This window comes from Sporomusa sp. 246TCP1 (assembly GCF_057319775.1).
In genome coordinates this window covers 254,557-273,169 of sequence record NZ_CM170492.1, presented here as the reverse complement: position 1 = coordinate 273,169, position 18,613 = coordinate 254,557, and the positions used below count along the sequence as shown (strand labels likewise).

The 18,613-nt window shown below is 34.8% G+C and carries 20 protein-coding genes; 3 read left to right on the top strand and 17 right to left on the bottom strand.

Going from position 1 to position 18,613, the window contains the following annotated elements:
- Positions 1-103: 103 nt before the first annotated feature.
- The 13 genes from AC1ECB_RS01280 to AC1ECB_RS01220 all read right to left on the bottom strand — a co-directional run bounded on the left by AC1ECB_RS01280 (position 104) and on the right by AC1ECB_RS01220 (position 12,661).
- Positions 104-844, bottom strand: a complete 741-nt coding sequence (locus AC1ECB_RS01280) for an ATP-binding protein (protein WP_485666229.1) — start codon at positions 842-844, stop codon at positions 104-106.
- Positions 831-2,408 (bottom strand): IS21 family transposase, encoded by a 1,578-nt coding sequence (gene istA, locus AC1ECB_RS01275; protein WP_485666228.1) that lies wholly within the window; start codon positions 2,406-2,408, stop codon positions 831-833. The genes AC1ECB_RS01280 and istA overlap by 14 nt, the downstream gene beginning before the upstream one ends.
- Positions 2,409-2,611: 203 nt before the next feature.
- Entirely contained in the window at positions 2,612-2,800 is a 189-nt protein-coding gene (locus tag AC1ECB_RS01270; protein WP_211289564.1) for a DUF255 domain-containing protein, read from the bottom strand.
- A gap of 143 nt (positions 2,801-2,943) precedes the next feature.
- Positions 2,944-4,665 carry an AIPR family protein gene (locus AC1ECB_RS01265; RefSeq protein ID WP_485667119.1) on the bottom strand — a complete coding sequence of 574 codons (1,722 nt, stop codon included), beginning with the start codon at positions 4,663-4,665 and terminating at the stop codon, positions 2,944-2,946.
- A 515-nt stretch (positions 4,666-5,180) separates the two neighbouring features.
- Positions 5,181-5,498, bottom strand: a complete 318-nt coding sequence (locus AC1ECB_RS01260; RefSeq protein ID WP_485667118.1) for a hypothetical protein — start codon at positions 5,496-5,498, stop codon at positions 5,181-5,183.
- Positions 5,499-5,509: 11 nt separating this feature from the next.
- On the bottom strand, positions 5,510-6,619 hold the full coding sequence (locus AC1ECB_RS01255; protein WP_485667117.1) for an ATP-binding protein: 1,110 nt from the start codon (positions 6,617-6,619) through the stop codon (positions 5,510-5,512).
- 75 nt (positions 6,620-6,694) lie between these two features.
- Positions 6,695-7,573: an SIR2 family protein gene (locus AC1ECB_RS01250; protein WP_485667116.1), complete on the bottom strand. Its 879-nt coding sequence runs from the start codon at positions 7,571-7,573 to the stop codon at positions 6,695-6,697.
- Between the two features lie 847 nt (positions 7,574-8,420).
- Positions 8,421-8,735, bottom strand: a complete 315-nt coding sequence (locus tag AC1ECB_RS01245) for a hypothetical protein (RefSeq protein ID WP_485667115.1) — start codon at positions 8,733-8,735, stop codon at positions 8,421-8,423.
- Complete coding sequence (locus AC1ECB_RS01240) at positions 8,732-9,343, bottom strand: hypothetical protein (protein WP_485667114.1); 612 nt, start codon at positions 9,341-9,343, stop codon at positions 8,732-8,734. Before AC1ECB_RS01240 ends, AC1ECB_RS01245 begins: the two co-directional genes overlap by 4 nt.
- A gap of 28 nt (positions 9,344-9,371) precedes the next feature.
- Entirely contained in the window at positions 9,372-10,250 is an 879-nt protein-coding gene (locus AC1ECB_RS01235) for a DUF5677 domain-containing protein (protein WP_485667113.1), read from the bottom strand.
- Positions 10,251-10,500: 250 nt separating this feature from the next.
- Positions 10,501-11,397, bottom strand: a complete 897-nt coding sequence (locus AC1ECB_RS01230; protein WP_485667112.1) for an HNH endonuclease — start codon at positions 11,395-11,397, stop codon at positions 10,501-10,503.
- A gap of 248 nt (positions 11,398-11,645) precedes the next feature.
- Entirely contained in the window at positions 11,646-11,831 is a 186-nt protein-coding gene (locus AC1ECB_RS01225) for a hypothetical protein (protein ID WP_485667111.1), read from the bottom strand.
- A 167-nt stretch (positions 11,832-11,998) separates the two neighbouring features.
- The gene (locus AC1ECB_RS01220; RefSeq protein ID WP_485667110.1) at positions 11,999-12,661 is read right to left on the bottom strand and encodes a recombinase zinc ribbon domain-containing protein; all 663 of its coding nucleotides are present in this window, start codon (positions 12,659-12,661) and stop codon (positions 11,999-12,001) included.
- Between the two features lie 416 nt (positions 12,662-13,077).
- Between AC1ECB_RS01220 and AC1ECB_RS01215 the strand changes: the two genes are divergently transcribed.
- Together AC1ECB_RS01215 and AC1ECB_RS01210 are read left to right on the top strand one after the other, a co-directional pair.
- Positions 13,078-14,016: a DUF2156 domain-containing protein gene (locus AC1ECB_RS01215; RefSeq protein ID WP_485667109.1), complete on the top strand. Its 939-nt coding sequence runs from the start codon at positions 13,078-13,080 to the stop codon at positions 14,014-14,016.
- A gap of 23 nt (positions 14,017-14,039) precedes the next feature.
- Positions 14,040-14,936 carry a DMT family transporter gene (locus tag AC1ECB_RS01210; RefSeq protein ID WP_485667108.1) on the top strand — a complete coding sequence of 299 codons (897 nt, stop codon included), beginning with the start codon at positions 14,040-14,042 and terminating at the stop codon, positions 14,934-14,936.
- A gap of 52 nt (positions 14,937-14,988) precedes the next feature.
- Here AC1ECB_RS01210 and AC1ECB_RS01205 read toward each other — a convergent pair whose 3' ends face one another.
- Positions 14,989-15,732 (bottom strand): transposase, encoded by a 744-nt coding sequence (locus AC1ECB_RS01205; protein ID WP_485667107.1) that lies wholly within the window; start codon positions 15,730-15,732, stop codon positions 14,989-14,991.
- A 32-nt stretch (positions 15,733-15,764) separates the two neighbouring features.
- Between AC1ECB_RS01205 and AC1ECB_RS01200 the strand changes: the two genes are divergently transcribed.
- Entirely contained in the window at positions 15,765-15,986 is a 222-nt protein-coding gene (locus AC1ECB_RS01200; protein ID WP_485667106.1) for a helix-turn-helix domain-containing protein, read from the top strand.
- Positions 15,987-16,391: 405 nt separating this feature from the next.
- On the opposite strand, the gene AC1ECB_RS01195 is transcribed toward AC1ECB_RS01200, so the two are convergent.
- The 3 genes from AC1ECB_RS01195 to AC1ECB_RS01185 all read right to left on the bottom strand — a co-directional run bounded on the left by AC1ECB_RS01195 (position 16,392) and on the right by AC1ECB_RS01185 (position 18,562).
- On the bottom strand, positions 16,392-17,261 hold the full coding sequence (locus AC1ECB_RS01195) for an AAA family ATPase (RefSeq protein WP_485667105.1): 870 nt from the start codon (positions 17,259-17,261) through the stop codon (positions 16,392-16,394).
- A gap of 507 nt (positions 17,262-17,768) precedes the next feature.
- Positions 17,769-18,392 (bottom strand): SDR family NAD(P)-dependent oxidoreductase, encoded by a 624-nt coding sequence (locus AC1ECB_RS01190; protein ID WP_485667104.1) that lies wholly within the window; start codon positions 18,390-18,392, stop codon positions 17,769-17,771.
- Positions 18,374-18,562: an SDR family NAD(P)-dependent oxidoreductase gene (locus AC1ECB_RS01185; protein ID WP_485667103.1), complete on the bottom strand. Its 189-nt coding sequence runs from the start codon at positions 18,560-18,562 to the stop codon at positions 18,374-18,376. Before AC1ECB_RS01185 ends, AC1ECB_RS01190 begins: the two co-directional genes overlap by 19 nt.
- Between the last annotated feature and the right edge of the window lie 51 nt (positions 18,563-18,613).

Genomic DNA, 18,613 nt, shown 5'->3' with positions numbered 1-18,613 from the left:
TACCGCGAATCGCAATTATAGATACTGTCTGTCCATGCTAAGCGTACTGGTAGTCCGCTGGTCAGTACCGCTCCGAAGAGCGGTACCCAACACAGCTTTTTTGTTACTCGTTAACCTTTACCTTGCGCATATTCAGATCGCCGGAATAAATCCGAATGGAATTATTCACAATGCGGTCAATGATCGCATCCGCATGGATTCCACCACCAAGGCGTGTGTGCCAATCCTCAATTCGATACTGCGTACAGAATACGGTGCTTCTGTCAGTATAACGACGCTCAATCAGTTCGAACAGGAAATGTTCCTGCTGGCGTGACAGATCATCGATAAGCCATTCATCCAGAATCAGGAGTGTGTAACTCTCAAACTTCTTGAGGAGTTTTGATACGCCAGTGACAGTGGTAGCGGCTTCATCATGCAGCTGTAACAGATCCGGCATCCGGATGTATCTAGTTCTGTATCCCAACCTGCAGGCAGCTTTGCCAAATGCGCAGGCTAAATAGCTCTTGCCTGATCCCGTGAAACCGTCAATAATGATATTCGTATTGGAATTCAGGAACTGACAGCTAGCAACGCCAAGTACCTTGTCCCGGTCAAGATGACGGTCTGTGTAGTAGATATCATCGACATTGGCCTGTGGGAAGCGGAACTTTGCAAGTTTCGTCAGACGTTTCACTTTGTTTGTATATTTTTCCTGGTATATATAATCAACCAGGAGCTGCATGCGTTCCTCAAAAGTGAGGGTCTGGCAGCTCTGTTGACCGGATTGGAGCTCCAGTCCACGCATCATTTCGCTCAGATTGAGTTCTTCCAGTTTGCGGCGGGTTTCCTCATTTATCATCATCGTATCCTCCATAATAAGCGGCACCGCGGACATATCCGCGCACCTCACTATTCTTTTGACGGATTTCGCTTTCTTCTTTCTGGGCAAGATAGATTTTATCTTGATTGCCGGAAAGAACGGCTTTAAGATGATGGTAACGGGGCACCCGTATACTGGACAGGACGATTTCACATGCGGTTTCCAGACGCTCTTCGGAATACGTCTTTGCCAGATGTAACACCGACAGGGCCGAATTATAGCCCTGCTCTTTTATAGTTACGCTACGGAAAATACGGTCAATGACTTCCGCCGTACTTTCTCCTATGGACGCAGCCCAGCGTTTGATGCGGTTTTCATCCATTTCAGGCTGATTGTATGCATCCGGCATATCCTCCTTGTGCGTGCTCCATCCGTTGCTCCGGTAATCGGGGAACTTTGGATGGGTGGCAATGCGCTCGTGATTGTAATAGATTTCGAGAAGCGTATCCGTGATCCGTACACTTACTTCCTTGCCGCGATAATGAAACGGGCAGGAATAATGATTTTTCCAGAACACGATATGGCAGTCAGGATAAACCTTTACCCCATGCTTCCACTCGCAGATCTCATAAGGAACTGCCGGCAGTTCATGCAGATAGGGTTTTTCCTCCACATACACGAGGTAGCGGCTGCCTTCCCGCTTCTGAAACGGCGCTTCATTCAATTCAGCCAATGCTTTGCTCACTGCAATCCTGAGTTCACCGAAGGAATGGAATTCTTCATTCCTGAGCTTTGCGATGACCGCAGTGGCAATTTTACCGACCGTCCCTTCTACAGAGGCTTTCTGCTTGGGTTTGCGGACGCCGGTAGGCATGATAGCGGTGCAGTAGTGATTGCCAAGTTCCTCATATGCGCTGTTAAGGAGGATGTCTCCTTCTTTTGGGTGTTTGATAACGCCCGTCTTGAGGTTATCGCATACAGTTCTCACAGGCACACCGCCAAAGAATTTATACATGTTGATATGGCATCTGAGCCAGGTATTCAGTTTCATATCAAGGCAGGGCTCAACATAAGAATACTGGCTGTAAGGAAGAGTCGCTACAAACAGGTAAACCTTTATGAGCTCACCAGTGTCCGGATCCATAAATTTCATGGTAGGTCCGCTCCAGTCCACTTCGCACCGGATTCCCGGCTTATGGATAAGATGATTGGTAAGCGCCTTCTCTGCAACGTATTGGCCGTAATCTTCGCAATACTTGGAGTATCCGACTGGTATTCTTCCGTTTGCTTCGCACTCGGCTTTGTATTCTTTCCAGAGAAGTTTTAAGGTAACACCTACCTTTTTGAGTTCGTCATGAACCTGATCATACGACGGTAATTCATAGAGCTGGCTTAGATCCGAGTATTTGTTGGGGAAGAACATCTGATAGACTTCATCTTCAGCCAATTCTTTAACATCGTCATAGCGGATCTGTTTCTCATCAGCGATGTGGCATACTTCGCTGACGGAGGATTTTGACATGTTTCGAGTGGCAGCAATGCTGTTCTGAGACATGTGTGCATCCCGCAGTTCCAAAATCAGTTTGACTTTGATTTTGTTTGCCATAGTGATGGTCTCCTTTATCTTAGATTTGAACCAAATGGTTCTTACTAGTAAGATAAAGGAAACCGGTATCATTGTCATGGACTGATGGTACGATTGCGGTAGATTAGGGAATCGAAGTGGTGGTATCATTGCCATGGAGTGCCGGTATCATTGTGCGGATTAGCGGTACGCCACGCACGGAATATTCAATATTGAATGTTACTTTAATGAACATGACACCAATGGCACGTACTATAGCCACAACTAAAAAAGATCGGCTTGTCCTCTTCTCTAGCCTTCACAAACGCTTCTTCTCCCCACGGATACCAATCAATCGGATTATGCGCATGCTGCAATAAATACGGACTCTTCTCATTCGCTAGGTGGTTAACATGCTTCGTCGACACTAGCATCACCTCTTTTTTATAGCTACCATTTAGGATTTGCTTCATGCTGGTTTTACATACGTTATTTAATTGATAATTGTTATTTGTTAGGATTAGCTTTTATTATAATTGGTATGTTGTGGTAAGTCAAGGAAAAAAATACACCAGCATCAAATAGATGCTGGCTGAATGTTTAATTGTATAGATTTTTGAACCTCTTTTATTAGCTCACTACCCTTTGCAACTTTATCGGTTCCCCCTATCTTTTGGTAGAGGTCAAATATTTCTTGAGCGCACTCTAAAATAAAGGATTCTGTGAATTGCTGTAAATCAATTGTTGCTAACAAGTTGCTAGTTATTTTTATTTGATTCGCCTTCTTACAAGCTGTCATATAAATAACATAAAATAATATGTCTGCTTTTTGTGCCGTCGTATATTGGCTGCTTTTTTTCAGAACGTTTTCAACTTGTTTCCCAATAAATGCAGCTGCATAAAAAGTATTTAGATTTTGGTTATCAACATATAGTTCTTTATATGCACGATCATCAGTCAAAAGAGTTGAAGGTCGTGCCCTAGCATAATTAGGCATCTGGAGTAATAACGACATAAGACATTGGGCAAGAAAAGAAACACTCACAATTTGAGTTGCCTTTTTGCCAAGATTTTTATAGTAATTCTTACGACGATCATAGTACAAATTTCTTGGCTTAAAGAACATTTCAATCTGTCGATGAATACTGTCAGTTGCTCTTAAAGAAGACTTGGGTATACTGGTCTGGCTATTTGTAGCCAAAATAATTCTATCTCTTGATTCATCACTATCAGGAACAATAATCCGAACAAGTATGTTTCTACGCTCATCAGACAACTTATTCTTATGTTCTGAAAAATAATTGAATATCTCTGTTGACGTTTGTAAGCCATTAACCACTTCCGGGTCTGTTATACATATTTCTTTTCCTGTAGTCAGATTAGCCTTAGACGCTACAATAGTTACTCCATTGTTTAGCCACCAAAAATCTTCTACATTATTACTTTCTAATGATTCTTGGATTTCTTTGTTTACCGTTGTATGCCCTTGATAATCTCGTACATTCGATTCAAATATATGCTTGATCATTTCTTGTTTTTCATTTGTTATAAAATAGAAATATTCAGCTAAGTTGACTAATGTAATATATACTTGCTGAGATGATATCGTAATCGGAGCTTCAGTTAATTTCAAAAAAAACTCATTATTTACTTGTGTCCCTACTAAGTCCATTAACATATCAGCCCCAACAAATGAGGTGCTAACGGTTACCGTAGGACTAGGAAACAATGATTTAATCTCTTGGCACAATTCATCAGCTTGATACTGCACATTTTGATGTACCTCGTTACCCTTAGATACATATTTAAACTCTATACTTAGTTTAGGTTTTTTTCTAATCAATTTAATGTAAGCATCTTTAAATAAATCGAAGGCTTGAAGAACCTTTACATCATATCTGGCTTTAAATGATTCACTAGAATTGCTTAAGTCTAGTAAATTTTTACATACCGTTTTCCATTTCATAAGAGGATCTTCGTTAAAGGATGTTGCGTTTTTTGCCTGAATAATACATAATACAAACTTAACATCTTTTTTATACTTTTCAGCAACGTCATCTTCTTCATTGATCAAATCACCATTAACAAAAACATAAATACCATCGCAACCACCATCTAAACTTGTTCCTGTTAATCCTTGTTCTATCTCCTCAAAACTTAAATCGTAATCTTTTAAAACTTGCTGAGCAGCAAAAAACTCAAAAAAATCGTCTTCTCTTACGAATTGTGGATTCTCTTGATGCTCTTGATGGATGATTTCATTAAGCAGTATTTGATTATTCGTCAAGTTTTTCCCCATAGTTAAACAGCCTCCGCTATATAATGCTGCTTTAGCATATAAAATTTCAACTATACAATGAGATAGTTCACCTTTATTTCTTTCGCCACCATTAACGCAAGTTTTCTTATTTTTTGCTTAATTCGCCATACAAACACCAAGCTAAATTGATACAAAATTAGCAGGATTTTCTCTTTATTGCCTCATTTAATAATTCATTTGTATAAAACCTCCGTCAATGATTTGCCTAATGTTCGTTAAATACCACTATTAATATGTTTCGTACTCAAATTATTTAAAAATGCAAGTTTTGTACCTAGTTTTTGCAACTTTTGTCACAATTTTTGCAGGTTTTGTACGTGACATAAGAAACAAGGGGGGTATTTGTTTCTCTCATAGAATTCTCCAAAACGAAAACGCAATCCCTATCCCCCTATTTTATTCATGGAAAAATTGTCCATGCAGGTTCTTGCAACTAAAGTGATAATAAATTTAAATTTCTCAATTGTTATAAACAATTCTTTGTAAAGATATTTTTAACATATTCGACTTCTTTTTGGAGCAAAGCCTGTTGTATGTATATTTTTCTGGTTTTCCACCTTTAAATCATCTAAACGATGGATAATCTCTGTTGCAAGTGTACTTAAATTATCATTATTGAAACTTATATAATCAGAGCAAATGTTTCGAATTAACTCATAACTATTTGCTCTTTGCTTTCCTCCTTTTAATTCACTATTCAAATATTTAGGATTATATTTATAATGATTAGAAAAAACTGCTTCATGCGCAAGTGATATTGCTTCCCGCTGATAATCATGCCTGACATGAATGTCTTTTTCTAAATTATGCAACAAACAACATATTAATGCCGTTGAAAGTGCTGCTTTAGTCTCATTGTAGGCCAGCCATCAACATAAGCTTTTTTAGCATACCAATAGGCTTTTTCCAATTGGTTTTGTTCTGTTGGTAGTAATCTATAAATACTTTTTGCTCTTTGTAACCAATAATGCAAACTATCATTTAATTCTGGCTCTAATGCTTTATAAACCTCAAATATAAGATTACCAGCCCCCTGTTTTCCGCCAAAAAGTTGGTTTAGTGTATCAAATAAAATAATTTCAATGTATATTCTATACCTAGTTTGATCTCTTTTTATTTTTCTTACAACATGCAGAATACCGTCAATAATTTCTGTATTACTTAATGATCTAAGTATTGAAAACAGTACCAATTTACTGTTATGTACTAATTTTGTCGAAGAATGGGTAACTGCTTCTCCATGTTCTACGTTTACTTCTTCAATAACAATAGGAAATCTTTTTATCAAATCATTTATTTCAGTTACAGACATTCCTAAAGAAATCGCATCAGCAACAAATACTTTATCTATTGCGCATAAAAGTAATATGATAACTCTTTCATATAGAGACAATGTACCTTTTTGTGAATACTTTGCTAAATTAGGTATTGGTATTCGTTGTTCATCCGATAATTTTTTTATATAATCAATATTTGTTTCGCGCCTATTTCTTTTGATTATTCCATATTTGTTAGACAAATTTTTATTTTCTTTTAATTCATCATCGTCAAATTGATTAGGAATTTCTATTAATCCCGAACGTAACGAATCCAACATAAAATTATCATTGGAATTAATTGCAATAATTACCTTATTATTTCGCTGTCTTAAAATATCATAACTATTTACAATTAGTTTATAAGTATTTGCAGACAACGAATTACTGTCAAAAATAAATAATGATGATTCCTTAACGTTAATTAAATGAAAAATAAATTGTGCATCAGTTAATGATGTCGATGGGAAGAAGTATATTGAATACTTTTTTTGTTTTTCACAAAATTCACTAAGCAAACTTGTTTTTCCGCTAAATCTTCTTCCTTTTATTATTACACAATCATTATCTTCTAGCTGTTTTTCCAAGTTATCAATACAACTTCTACTTACTTGCATCCCTCCTTTATAAAAAGCATTCTTTTCGTCATCAAAAATTCTTGTTCCAGCTAAATATTTTATTGTTTCATCTTTTTATACTTTAACAAAAACTTTTGGATTTTTAAATTTATAATCATCAATTTTATTTGTTAGTTCAGCCTTTTGAATACTTCTTACTAAATCTTTATAAAACAAATCGTAGTCATCAATCAATATAATTTGATTAATACCATACTTTTTCAAATCAGTTACTTCCCTAAATGTTGGTCTTTCAGATCTTAATAAAATTCGATAAGAAGTATTTAACGAAGAATTAACTTTTCCAAATACATATTCAATATCCATTTCATTATGCAAACTACATCCTATAAATAGTAGGTTTTTTTGCAAAAAATCGGCGTGAAGGTGATTTAATATATCACAATTCTGCTCACTAGTAATTGATTGCAAATATTGTTCTTGACTAAAAATGATATTTTCATTAGTTTTATAAGTAATCTCAGTAAGAGCATCTCCATGTAATTTAAATAGTAACTTAATAGAAGTATCCGGTCTATTCAAATTTTTATATGGTAAAACGGGTTGAAAGAATTGTGTTCTTTCTATCCCATCATCGATATTAATAGTATAAGCATAAGGCCAAGATAATTTAAGCAATTCTTTTCTAAAGCCCTCTATTTTTACATTTGTAAAATAATTTCTAAAAAATTCTCTTCTAATGTCACTAGGAACAAATTGATAAAAGTATCTAGACATTTCGTTAAATTTACAATCATCTAGTTCATTGTTTCTAAATTCAGTACAATTCTCCAATATATATGCTTTCATCAATTCAGTAGTGTTTGGCCCATCAGGTACAACTCCATCATACGATTCAGATCCTTTAGTAAAACCAGACCCAAAAATTGGAATTAAATTACAATCAACAAATAATCTTAATAACTCTTCAATCCCTGCCTTTTGCTCTAGCATTGTGATACTCACCTAAATCCCCTCACTCACTATCACTTTAATTACTTTGTATTGCTATTATTTATAACGGTTATGCTTAATTAATACTATATAACTAGAAGAAATCCTGCCAAATTAATACAAAATATAGCAGAAGTTCCCCATTTATTACTTTATTTAAAAATTATTCTAAGCTTTGTCTGTCCATCCAGATAGGGGACGGTTCATCCTGTTTCCTTTAGGCCACCGCTAACGCGAATTCTCTTATTCTTGCTTAATTTGCCATACAAACACCAAACTCCTGCCAAATTGATACAAATTTAGCAGGAGTTTCTCTTTATTGCCTTATTTAATTCATCTGTATAAAACCTCTGTCAATGCTTTGTCTAAGGTTCGTTATAAAACCTATTCCGTTTACTCTACATAATCGAGTGAACTTAATTTTCAAATGGCTTATTAAAAAATTATCATTTAATGATATGAATTGATTTATATCATTAAATCAGCGACATTGCAATAAATTCTATTAAAATCAGTTTTCTTTAAATTAATGAAGTATTGTACTATACCATTACCAAATATGCACAAAATCCCAGATGTCATTTGGAAGAATCTAGAATGTCATCCGAAAAAAATCCCAAATGTCTTGCATTACTAGATTTAATTATTACTAGAAGTTACTATTTCTCACTACGTTCGAAATAGTAACTGCGAGACAAGCTCGCAGTTAAAATTGCGCTTCTTTTTTTAAAAACAAACTAGCTGTTAATCACTGGACAGAAACTGGAACGATGTGCTTAAATGATTATCATTTAAAGACGTTATAAATAAATTCGTATTGGCCCTAGTTATTAATTTTTTAGTTTAGTTAAACGTTTAAATTATCACTAATATAAAATTTGTTACCGGAAATATGTTTCATTTCAAAGTTTGGCGGCTTACCCTCTTCCCACGTAGCTTTACCTATTTTATGTAGCCATTCATAAATTTCTTTTTTTATAAGCTCCCGGCATGTTGAATTCCAAAAAGTATCTTTATTAATATTTATTTGTACGTCCTTATTTAACTCCTTCAATGTCAAAATAATAAATTCCGTTTCTCTCTTAAAGTATTTATCTCTATCCTGAGAAGATATTTTAAGTCCATATCCAGAACCAGAGTTAGTCCAAGCTGTAACTATCATATAGTACCACCTATCTTATTATCAAATTCAGGCATAATAGCACTTCCCCAAAGAGAATTATAAAAATTCATAATACAATACAGCTTATCTTCCTTAATAATTATGTAAGAAAATACTTTTTCCTGAATATGTATCCAATGTTCCAGCGGATATCTTATCATAATTTGCTCTGGTATAATGCCTGACCAAACTTTAACTGAATTGATACTATCCCATTCTGGTATTTTTTTGTATTGTCGCATGTATAATCCAAACGCAGTTTTATGAACTATTCTTTCTAATCTATCAGTTTGTGGATTCATATAACATCTTCCTGTATCTGTAACATTTACACTTTCAAGGATTTGTTGATCTAACGCAGGTCTCCTACCTAAAGCCCTATCAATTTTCCCTACATCTTCTGCGAGCTTTCTATAAAGCAGTTCATTATTACCAATATGAGCCAGTATCGTTTCAAAGTACTGTTCATCTAGTGAAAACCCCTTATTACAACGTCCACATGCTGGTACAGTAAACAAATTATTAGGATACGGCTTTTCTAAAAGACATTTTGAAGGAACATGATCTTTTGTATCCGCTATATCTCCACAGTAAACACAAGTACTCACTTATATCACTCCGTATTAGTACGTTACTTCATTTATAACCATATTCTCGTATACGTTCAACAAATCTATTAGATAATTCCTCAGCTTTAATACCTATCTCTTGCAATTTATCTCTTAACTGACCGTTAAATCTAAGATTCGCTATATCTGCTGTTCTTGCAAGATATTCAATTGCTGGCAATAATACTTTAATATCTTGAATAATCCAATCATTTCTATCTTTAAGTTTAAATGTCGCATCTTCAATTGTATACTCGTTAGCAAAACCATTTGGCATTACATGTGCTTTTAGACTAAGCTCGTGATAAATAAACTTCAAACATTCCCTAGAATAGTGTTCTCCAACAGCTTGACAATTAACTTGGTCAATATTCTTGCTAACTTTATTTATTATGCTAGTTTTGCTTTCTCCCCAAGAAGGATTGAACCATTCTCCACGAGGCAACTTTTTATTACCTAAATTTCGTCTTACATCCTTAATTTTATCTTGTTTTACAAATTGCATACAATGCTCTTCTAATTTTTCTAAAAGATATTCAATGTCCTCTTGGTTAACCGTAAATCTATTCTCTAATTTTTGCTGATATGTTCGAAGTATATCAACATATTGATACGCAGCCCATTTATCAGCATATGTATCATCCTTTTTGGTGTAATATAAATGGGACATATTTTCTAGCATTGCTCTAGTTAAAATACTCATTGCATTAAAGTTTCTATGTCCACTTAATTTTATGACCGAATCTAATAACTCAATCTGCCTAAAAAGAAATAAAAAGGCCATTGTACAGTTATTATTTCCGCCGTTTTTTTCAAGACTTCCTAAAAATTTCTTTGATATGTCAATTAAATCCAGAGACATCTTTATAAGTTCGGCATATATTTCCCGCAATTCCTCATCTATCATCAATACCCCTCCCATTTATATTTTAAAGGGACCTGATAATGTCTGTCACTAGTCAAACCTCCGACAATGATCATTAATTATACGATAACCTTTGATATTAGTTTAGCTAAGTTAAAATTACCTATATATTACTTCCAGCGTCATACCATTATCTAAACGATCATGAAAATCGATCGTGGCTCAATCGCACTAGAACATAAAGCCTTAACTTCTAAACCTTCTTAGGAGAGCACAAGGCACTTTATATGATCTATTGATAATACTCCAGTAATTTTTCAACAGTAATCTTTATTTTCGCTTTAGCCAATCTCTCTTTACGTTTATTAAATAAATCCAATAACATATCTTTCTTATCTTGAAACGTTGCAAAGTGTAGCGTACGATGGCACACAGGACAAAGCGATATAATATTTGTAAATACATCAATACTTTTTTCAAATTCATCTTGAAACCTCATAGGTATTAGATGGTGACACTCCACATAGTTACGACCTGTGCTATTTGAAATAAAAAAATTATGATTGCTATCATACTCACATTTAAAATCTGCTTGCACTATAGCTATTTTCCCTTCCTTAGGGTCTCTCCCCCATTTTTTTTGTGTTGCAGATATGGGAGCCAGTTTAGGTTTAGATACATCTTTTATATTTGTAGCGTCAACAGCAACTACATTTACCTTTTCTTGATACGTCATTTCATTCAACTTAAGTTTTTCATCAAGTAATTTAAGTAGATTCTGTAAGATGTCAATGTTTACATACTGTTTAGATTGGTTAAACTGCATTATCTTTGGATCTAAATTTCCCAACTCATTTGCTCTTATGGGTTCAAAAATAGAAACCGTACCGCTATCTAACCATAAGGCTCCGTCATATTTTCCCCCATGTTGGTTTTTCCCAGGAGCTTTATCGTCTTGTTCAAATTGAGCTGAAGCGATAATTTTATTATCATACTGAAAAAGTAACAATGCACCCCGTTTACTATCAATTCCCTTCCCATCATAAGTATATTTACATTCACGACGCTTTTTGAGATCTTCAATAAAATATTTTTGTTGAACAAGCTCTGTCGGCATATTATCAAATACTTGTTTATCCATAGGAATAATTCTGATTTCAGGTACATTACTATCTTTTTTAATAAACATTACTTCCCCCTTGCCAATACGCAGATCAGCCTCAACCAAGAATTATTATTGATAATAATTCTTTTCGCTAATTTTTTTTAGTCTTTCAACTGCATCATTCTATTTAACGCATGATTTGACTCTTCACATTACAATGTATATCCATGAGCAATAAGCCGCTTTCTTGCTTCATTAATTTCAATTTCAGTAAAAAGTACATTATATTCTGGTTTTATCACATGTGCCTCCATGGTAAGGTCAAGGCGATTTTATTTCCACAGTACGTCAAATCCGTATTGTATGTCTTTATATCGTAGTAGTTGTTTCGCTGTTTCTACTCCTCCATTATTAGCAACCATTCCACGAAATATCTTTGGATTATATCCAAATTCTTTTTTAGCCACATTACAAATTTTTATCATGTCAAAATAAAATTGTTTCTCTAATTCTGTCACTATAACACCTCACAAATTACTATACAGAGATAACTCACAGATACGGTTCCGCCGATTCAGATACATAAATTCTATTCCCTAATCTCAACATTCTGTTAACAAGCTAAAACTCCTGCCAAATTAATGCAAATTTAGCAGGAGTTTCTCAATTTATTACATCATTCAATTTATTTATACAAAACTTCCAGCCTTAAACCATTATCCTCTCGATCATAAACAATCTTTTCAATCAACAATCTAAATGCCCTATTCTGCTCACTAGAATCAACAGCGTTAATCCATAAATTTTTAAACTCGTTAATCCTCTTCTGAACCATCTCTACTGTCACTAGATTAACCTGAGATGCCAAAGCCGTTTTACACTTCTCTATCTCTGCTTCTAGCTCATTTTTGTTCTTCTCATGCCCAGCAATCCGATCACTTAACCGCTGTTTTGGCATCTTACCATCTTCATAAAGCTCAAATAGATTTTCTATTGCTTGCTCCGTCTGTGCTAACTCCTTTTGCTTCATCTTACGAAATGCTTCAAGCTCCTGATACTGCTCATTAATTTCATCAACTAATTCAAGTGTCTGCTCGTCAAGTTTAGTTATCTTCTGATACAAAGCTTGATAGAAAGCATCATCAAGCTTTCGACCTACCTGATCACATTTTGTACCATCTGGATAGGTATAGACACACATAGCAGTCCAATAGCCCCCATTCTTTGTATCTCTTCGCTTAAATTGCATCCGTCTACCACACTTGGAACAATATAAGAGTCCTGATAATGGCAGTGTCCCCACTCGACATTTCCGGGGAATAATCGTATTTTGTGCAATTCTAGCCATTATCTGGTCATGCTCTTCTTGCGTCTTAACTGCTTCATGCTCGCCCTTTACCTTTATCCAGGCTTCCTTATCGATTAATTGAGCAGTAAGTCTTTGGGCAATATCCGTTGTATCTTCCCCGCTTTATCCAGTCGATCAACGAGAAGCAAAATATACGTCCCTTTGCTTCTTTATATTCTTCTTACCAATAAGTGAAGACAATTTTCAAAAATATCGAATCGATAAATAAACCAGTTGAGGACGAGTACCTCAACTGGTTTATTTTAAGAAAAAAGGGCGACTCCCGTTAATTTTCTTTAACTATTCTTTAACTGTTATAGACAGCTATAGTGGTATACTATGGTTATAAACTAAAATCGTATGTCATGTTAAAGGGCATAACTAAGCAGCTATCATCAAGAAAGAAGCGAACTTTAATGGATTCAAAAAACCTTATATTTAAAAATATCAGCATAAAACATAAAGAAAAAATTGAATCTCTGGCTTTACTGGACGGAACTAAAAGTTGTCAACATACTTTTGCAAACATTAATTCTTTGCAGGAAATATATAAAACACAAGTAGCTTTTTATAATGAAATGGTGATTTTAAGAATACCAATAATGGATGAATTAGGCTATGAAGCTTATAGATTTCCCTTTGGCAGTACAAAAATTTTAGATACCGTTCAAAGAATACTTGAGTACACTAAAAATCATGATAAAAAATGCTTATTTTATAATATCACTGATGGTCAACGTCAATTATTAGAAAGTAAAATGAAAAATAAATGGAATTTTGAGGAAAATAGAAACTGGGCCGAATATATTTATAAAGCTGAGAAATTTAATGCATATTTAGGTGATAAATTAAGGAAAAAACGTCAACATCTCCAAAAATTTATAAAAATTTACGATAAGCGATATTTAATAGAAACAATTTCTAAAAATAATATAGAAGAAGTAAAGTTTTATCAAAAACGATGGCTATATGATAAAGTAGAATCTCAGGAAAATTCTGTAGAATTACGCACCACAAATTTACATTTTGAAAACAAGAAAATATTCAAAGAGTTGGATAGTTTTTATGAATTAGGATTGCAAGGGATTACATTAAGAATTGACGGAATTATCCGAGGATATTGCTATGGCACGGTTATAACAGATGATACAATTGATTATTTAGTACTAAAGGGAGATCGAGATATACAAGGAGCATATACGATGCTGACTCATTCATTTGTCTTAAAGTGTTATAATCAAGGTTATAAATTCATTAATTTCGAGGAAGATATAGGCTTACCTGGTTTACGACAAATGAAAAATTCTTATGTCCCTGACTTACTTTTATGTAAATATGTAGCCAGAGAAGTTTAGGACAGAAGGGATACTTAAGAGTTATGAATAGGCTGGAATCAAATATTGTTTTGCTCAGTGTTAGTTTTTTGTGGGGAATACAATACATTTTTATGAAAGATGTAAAAAATGAAATTTCAACTTTTGCTTTTTTAACACTTACGTGTGGCATTGGTTTTTTTATATTAATAGTTCCATTTTGGTATAAATTAAATAGTTTAACAATAAAAAAAATTTTTCAAAGTTTGATTTTAGCTCTATTATTAGTCGGATTTAACATATTGTTATTTGAAAGTCTTCAACTTTTGGAGGCTTCTTTTGTATCGTTTGTTGTTAATGCTGCTTATCTTATTTTTATAATGTTGTTTACATTTATTTTAAAAGGATCAATAACAAAAAGTAATTGCTTTGGCATATTAATAGTAATTGGTGGATTAGCATTAATAACTGGCCGTATTGAAAGCTTTGAATCGTGGTTTGGTTTCGCAGAAGTTGTCGTTGCTGCTGCCTTATTTGCTTTACATGTACTACTTGTAGATAAGATAGCAAAAAACGTTGATCCATTGTTATTATCAATCGGCCAAATGTTTTTTTGTACAATATTTTGTTTTTTGGGGTGGTTTATCCTACGTCCGGATACTTTTTATCAAATAAATATGTCTGGACATTTTTGGAGCAATGTATTGCTAATTGCTATTTTCATTAGAGGTTACACAACGATTGCTCAAATTTATGCTCAGAGATTTGTTTTACCCATAGATGCATCATTAATTTTTTCATTAGAAATCGTTTTCACTTTAGTTACTTCGACTTTTTTACCATCATTAATTGGAAATGCTTCAGAAGAGCTGAGTTTTCATAAAGTAATTGGCTGTTTAGTAATACTTTTGGGATTGATTGTGTCATCTTGTGGGTTATTCGAGAAATGCAAAGACAGCTAAAAGAGAAATGTGATGGGGGAAGCTAGGGACACTAGGGGACGTTCCCGTTTTGTCAACATTTTGCTACAACACCACGAGATATTCCAGTTGCCCTCTCAATTTGGCGAATTGAGAGGCATTCTTTTTCTTTTAGTCGCCTAAGCAATGCATCTCTTTCCGGTTTAGGCCATGCGGCTACTTCATGGGGTTCCCTTCCCTCTGTACATTGCAATATCCTGCGTCGTATTTCTTCCTCTGATAAATTTTTCTTTCCAGACACATCAAAATCGTCGTTTCTAATAATCTGATGCAATCTTAACCACTCATCTCTTCCTAACATTTTCAAAGAAAAGGATGTATCCGTCATGTTTCCACCCTGCACATAATCATTATAACTGCTAAACCTATATTCTTCAGGTTTTTTGACTATTCCAGCCCTAATGGGATTTTTGTGTATATAGCACATCAAAGGAACAAAGTATTCGTCAATTTCTACTGGCACACTTTTATACCTACTAGCAATTAATGCGCCGCTTCGCTCATACTTCCGATTAAAATACATTACATACTTCGTTAAAACTCTTTTCATTATTACTGAAATATCGCCTATTTGCTTTTCCCTCATAAGTAAATGGACATGATTACTCATTAAGCAATAGGCATGTAACTCAAACAACATCTCTGCTTTTAATTGCTTCAAGCTTTCAATAAAATATAAAAAGTCGCTCTCTTCCTCAAATAAATGCTGCCTATTAATTCCTCGAAAGACTACATGGTAATAGCCTGTAGTACTCATCTTTCTTGCCTGTCTTCCCATTCCATCACCTCTTTTTTTATCTTACCATCTTTATGACAAAAAGGGAACGTCCCCTTTGTCTCTTCCGTGCCGATCGCAAAGTTTCTATGCAGAAACTTGCCGAAGAAATCGGCTTAAAAAACAAAGGAACAATTGGACAATTTGAAACTGAAATAACAGTTCCATCTGCAGATACACTTATTAGTCTCGCAGACTATTTCAATGTGTCAATTGATTACTTGGTAGGGCGTTCCGATAGCCCTATGAGACGATAAATTAGGGGGACAAGGGGACGGTGGTAGCGTCCTGTTAATTAGCGGGCACATCACAAGACAGAACCGCCGTCCCTTTTACCATAACAAAAACCTTTACGTTCCATGGTACTGGCTTCAGTTATCTTTGGTTATTAATTTGGACTTCTGTCATATCAGTAATAACTTTAGGTCTATATTTTCCACGGGCTTATTCCGCCCTGGAAAGAAACACGGGGACAGGGATATTGTTTCATTATTTGACATTGCAAGGAGACATTTCCTTTTCTAATCAAGTAGCCAATCAGCCAAATAGGGACTGTACTGTTGCGTCAGCCTATTATTTCACGGAATCATCAGTACCGTCCCCGCGATTCCCAGCGTATGAACCTCTGTCACTCGCCTGACAAAAGTTTCGCCTAGGACTTGTTAAAAATACTCTTCATATTCCTTGAAAAAATCGAAATATATCTTAACGTTCTCTAAATCATACCAATTTCTAACTTTAGCAGGAATAGAATCAAGGTCGTAAATTTGTGCACCATCAACTGACAATATAAACGGTGAATGTGTTGCAATAATAAATTGACAATTACAATAATAAGCACAATCGATTATTAACTTCGAAAGTTGCAACTGGAATTTTGGAGATAAACTATTTTCCGGCTCATCTAAAAGATATAAACTATTTGTTTGAAACTGTTTATCAAAATAAGACAGAGCTGTTTCACCATTTGAAAACTGTTCGATATTACGACCAGCACGGTCAGTAACAAAGCTGGTTTGAGTTTGTCTTCTGGCTGCATTTTGAACTTTTAACCGTTCATAATCATCCATTGATTTAAACTGAATTTTCTCTTTATTTATATCAGTTAGTTCCTGATATTTTTGTTTCTGTAAAGCTTTATTCTTATTTATACGAGAATTCTCATTGCGGATGGTAAGTATGTGGCTGAAGACGTCTTCACTTGTAATTATTTTACTACCAAGAGGTATATCTAAATTCAACCCATCATCATCTGTGTCGGTGATATATTTACATTTTGTTTTAACATATTGACCGAAAAGTGGGCTAGAATTAAATGGAGTCGTTCTCGGCAAATTCAATTTTTCTGCAATTAAATTTAAAAGGGTTGACTTTCCAGAACCATTTCCTCCATAAAAAATGGTTATTGGCTTAAAACCGATATTTTCTAATTCCTTAAAAGGGAATATCCCATAAGGATATGCACGCGTCGTTGAATTACCAATTTCTTCCTCATGTAATGACGGCAATATAAAATGTTGCAGAAAAACCATTGCAGAAACACCCTCCATTCATAAAAGTTCATCACAATATCCTACTGATGCGTAAAATCAACAAAGTGGAGACTCGCAGGGACGGTTCCGTCGAGTCAGATACATAAACTTTATGCCCTAATCTCAACATTCTGTTAACAAGACAAAACTCCTGCCTAATTCATACAAATTTAGTGGGAGTTTCCCTTCTACCATCCTTCATTCAGTTATTTATACAAAACTTCCAGTCTCAAACCGCATTTTTCCGGTCATACACAATCCTATCAATCAACCACCTAAATGCTCTATTCTTAAATTCGTCAATCCTTTTGACTATCTCAACTATATTGTTATTTCTCTTAATAATGTCACTAGTCAAACCTCCGTCAATGAATTACCAAAAGTTCCGTTATAAATACCACTATTATGTACTCAAATTATTTAAAATCATCACGTTTCGTATTGTAAAATAACAGTTCAAGCCTCCAACGTTTATAATGGCATCATCGGGACTACCAAAAAGCGCAACTATCGTTCGGACATTATGTACCTGGTCAATGGTGCTGCTATAAACCTGGGAGTAAATTTCATTGCCTGTATCTGCAATTTGTTAAAAATCCCGGCAATAACCACGGATTTTCCGTCCATCAACGCACGATATCCCGTTTGTGCTACAACGTTCCCATTCATAACGCCGATATTAAACAACCTGGTCCGAGTCATACCTGCTTTAGGGGCAAATTCTGTTTGTGTCGCACCTGGGCAAAGGCAAGTAACAGTGATTCCGGTACCATAAAGTTCTTGTGACAAGCCTTCTGCAAAACTCAAAATATAGGCTTTGGTAGCACAATAAATTGCGTCATAAGCTGCAGGCACAAATGAACCCGTAGAGCCAATAAACATGATTTTCCCACGCCTACGTTCGAGCATACCAAGCAAAAATAACCTTGTTAGATGGGTAGGAGTAATAAGGTTGACTTGGATGAGCTTTTGCTGCTCCAACAATTCAGTTTGATGTAGAGAACCATAGACGTTAAAACCGGCATTGTTGACAAGAACGTCGACTGCTATATCGCGCCGTTGAATCTCCTCAAAAATCTTCTGAGGAGAATTATGTTCTGATAAATCCGTTATTATTCCAATGGTCGACAATCCGTCTTTTGTTTTAATTCTTCTTCCAGTGCATTAAGCTTTTGCTTATTTCTCGCTACCAAAACCAGATTATAACCGTCCTTGGCAAACAAATAGGTTAACTGGCGTCCAATCCCGCTGGTCACTCCCGTAATTAAAGCTACTTTATTATTTTGCTTTTTAGTCTCCATTTAGAAAACCTCCTAAATTATAAATTTGGATTATGTTTTTCAAGGCGTAAA

Coding starts and splice junctions, on each gene's coding strand:
- AC1ECB_RS01280 (WP_485666229.1), bottom strand. CDS start 844: ATGATGATAAATGAGGAAACCCGCCGCAAACTGGAAGAACTCAATCTG.
- AC1ECB_RS01195 (WP_485667105.1), bottom strand. CDS start 17,261: ATGGTTTTTCTGCAACATTTTATATTGCCGTCATTACATGAGGAAGAA.
- istA (WP_485666228.1), bottom strand. CDS start 2,408: ATGGCAAACAAAATCAAAGTCAAACTGATTTTGGAACTGCGGGATGCA.
- AC1ECB_RS01210 (WP_485667108.1), top strand. CDS start 14,040: ATGAATAGGCTGGAATCAAATATTGTTTTGCTCAGTGTTAGTTTTTTG.
- AC1ECB_RS01250 (WP_485667116.1), bottom strand. CDS start 7,573: ATGCTAGAGCAAAAGGCAGGGATTGAAGAGTTATTAAGATTATTTGTT.
- AC1ECB_RS01200 (WP_485667106.1), top strand. CDS start 15,765: ATGACAAAAAGGGAACGTCCCCTTTGTCTCTTCCGTGCCGATCGCAAA.
- AC1ECB_RS01215 (WP_485667109.1), top strand. CDS start 13,078: ATGGATTCAAAAAACCTTATATTTAAAAATATCAGCATAAAACATAAA.
- AC1ECB_RS01245 (WP_485667115.1), bottom strand. CDS start 8,735: ATGATAGTTACAGCTTGGACTAACTCTGGTTCTGGATATGGACTTAAA.
- AC1ECB_RS01205 (WP_485667107.1), bottom strand. CDS start 15,732: ATGGGAAGACAGGCAAGAAAGATGAGTACTACAGGCTATTACCATGTA.
- AC1ECB_RS01185 (WP_485667103.1), bottom strand. CDS start 18,562: ATGGAGACTAAAAAGCAAAATAATAAAGTAGCTTTAATTACGGGAGTG.
- AC1ECB_RS01265 (WP_485667119.1), bottom strand. CDS start 4,665: ATGGGGAAAAACTTGACGAATAATCAAATACTGCTTAATGAAATCATC.
- AC1ECB_RS01270 (WP_211289564.1), bottom strand. CDS start 2,800: ATGCTAGTGTCGACGAAGCATGTTAACCACCTAGCGAATGAGAAGAGT.
- AC1ECB_RS01230 (WP_485667112.1), bottom strand. CDS start 11,397: ATGTTTATTAAAAAAGATAGTAATGTACCTGAAATCAGAATTATTCCT.
- AC1ECB_RS01255 (WP_485667117.1), bottom strand. CDS start 6,619: ATGCAAGTAAGTAGAAGTTGTATTGATAACTTGGAAAAACAGCTAGAA.
- AC1ECB_RS01235 (WP_485667113.1), bottom strand. CDS start 10,250: ATGATAGATGAGGAATTGCGGGAAATATATGCCGAACTTATAAAGATG.
- AC1ECB_RS01220 (WP_485667110.1), bottom strand. CDS start 12,661: ATGGCTAGAATTGCACAAAATACGATTATTCCCCGGAAATGTCGAGTG.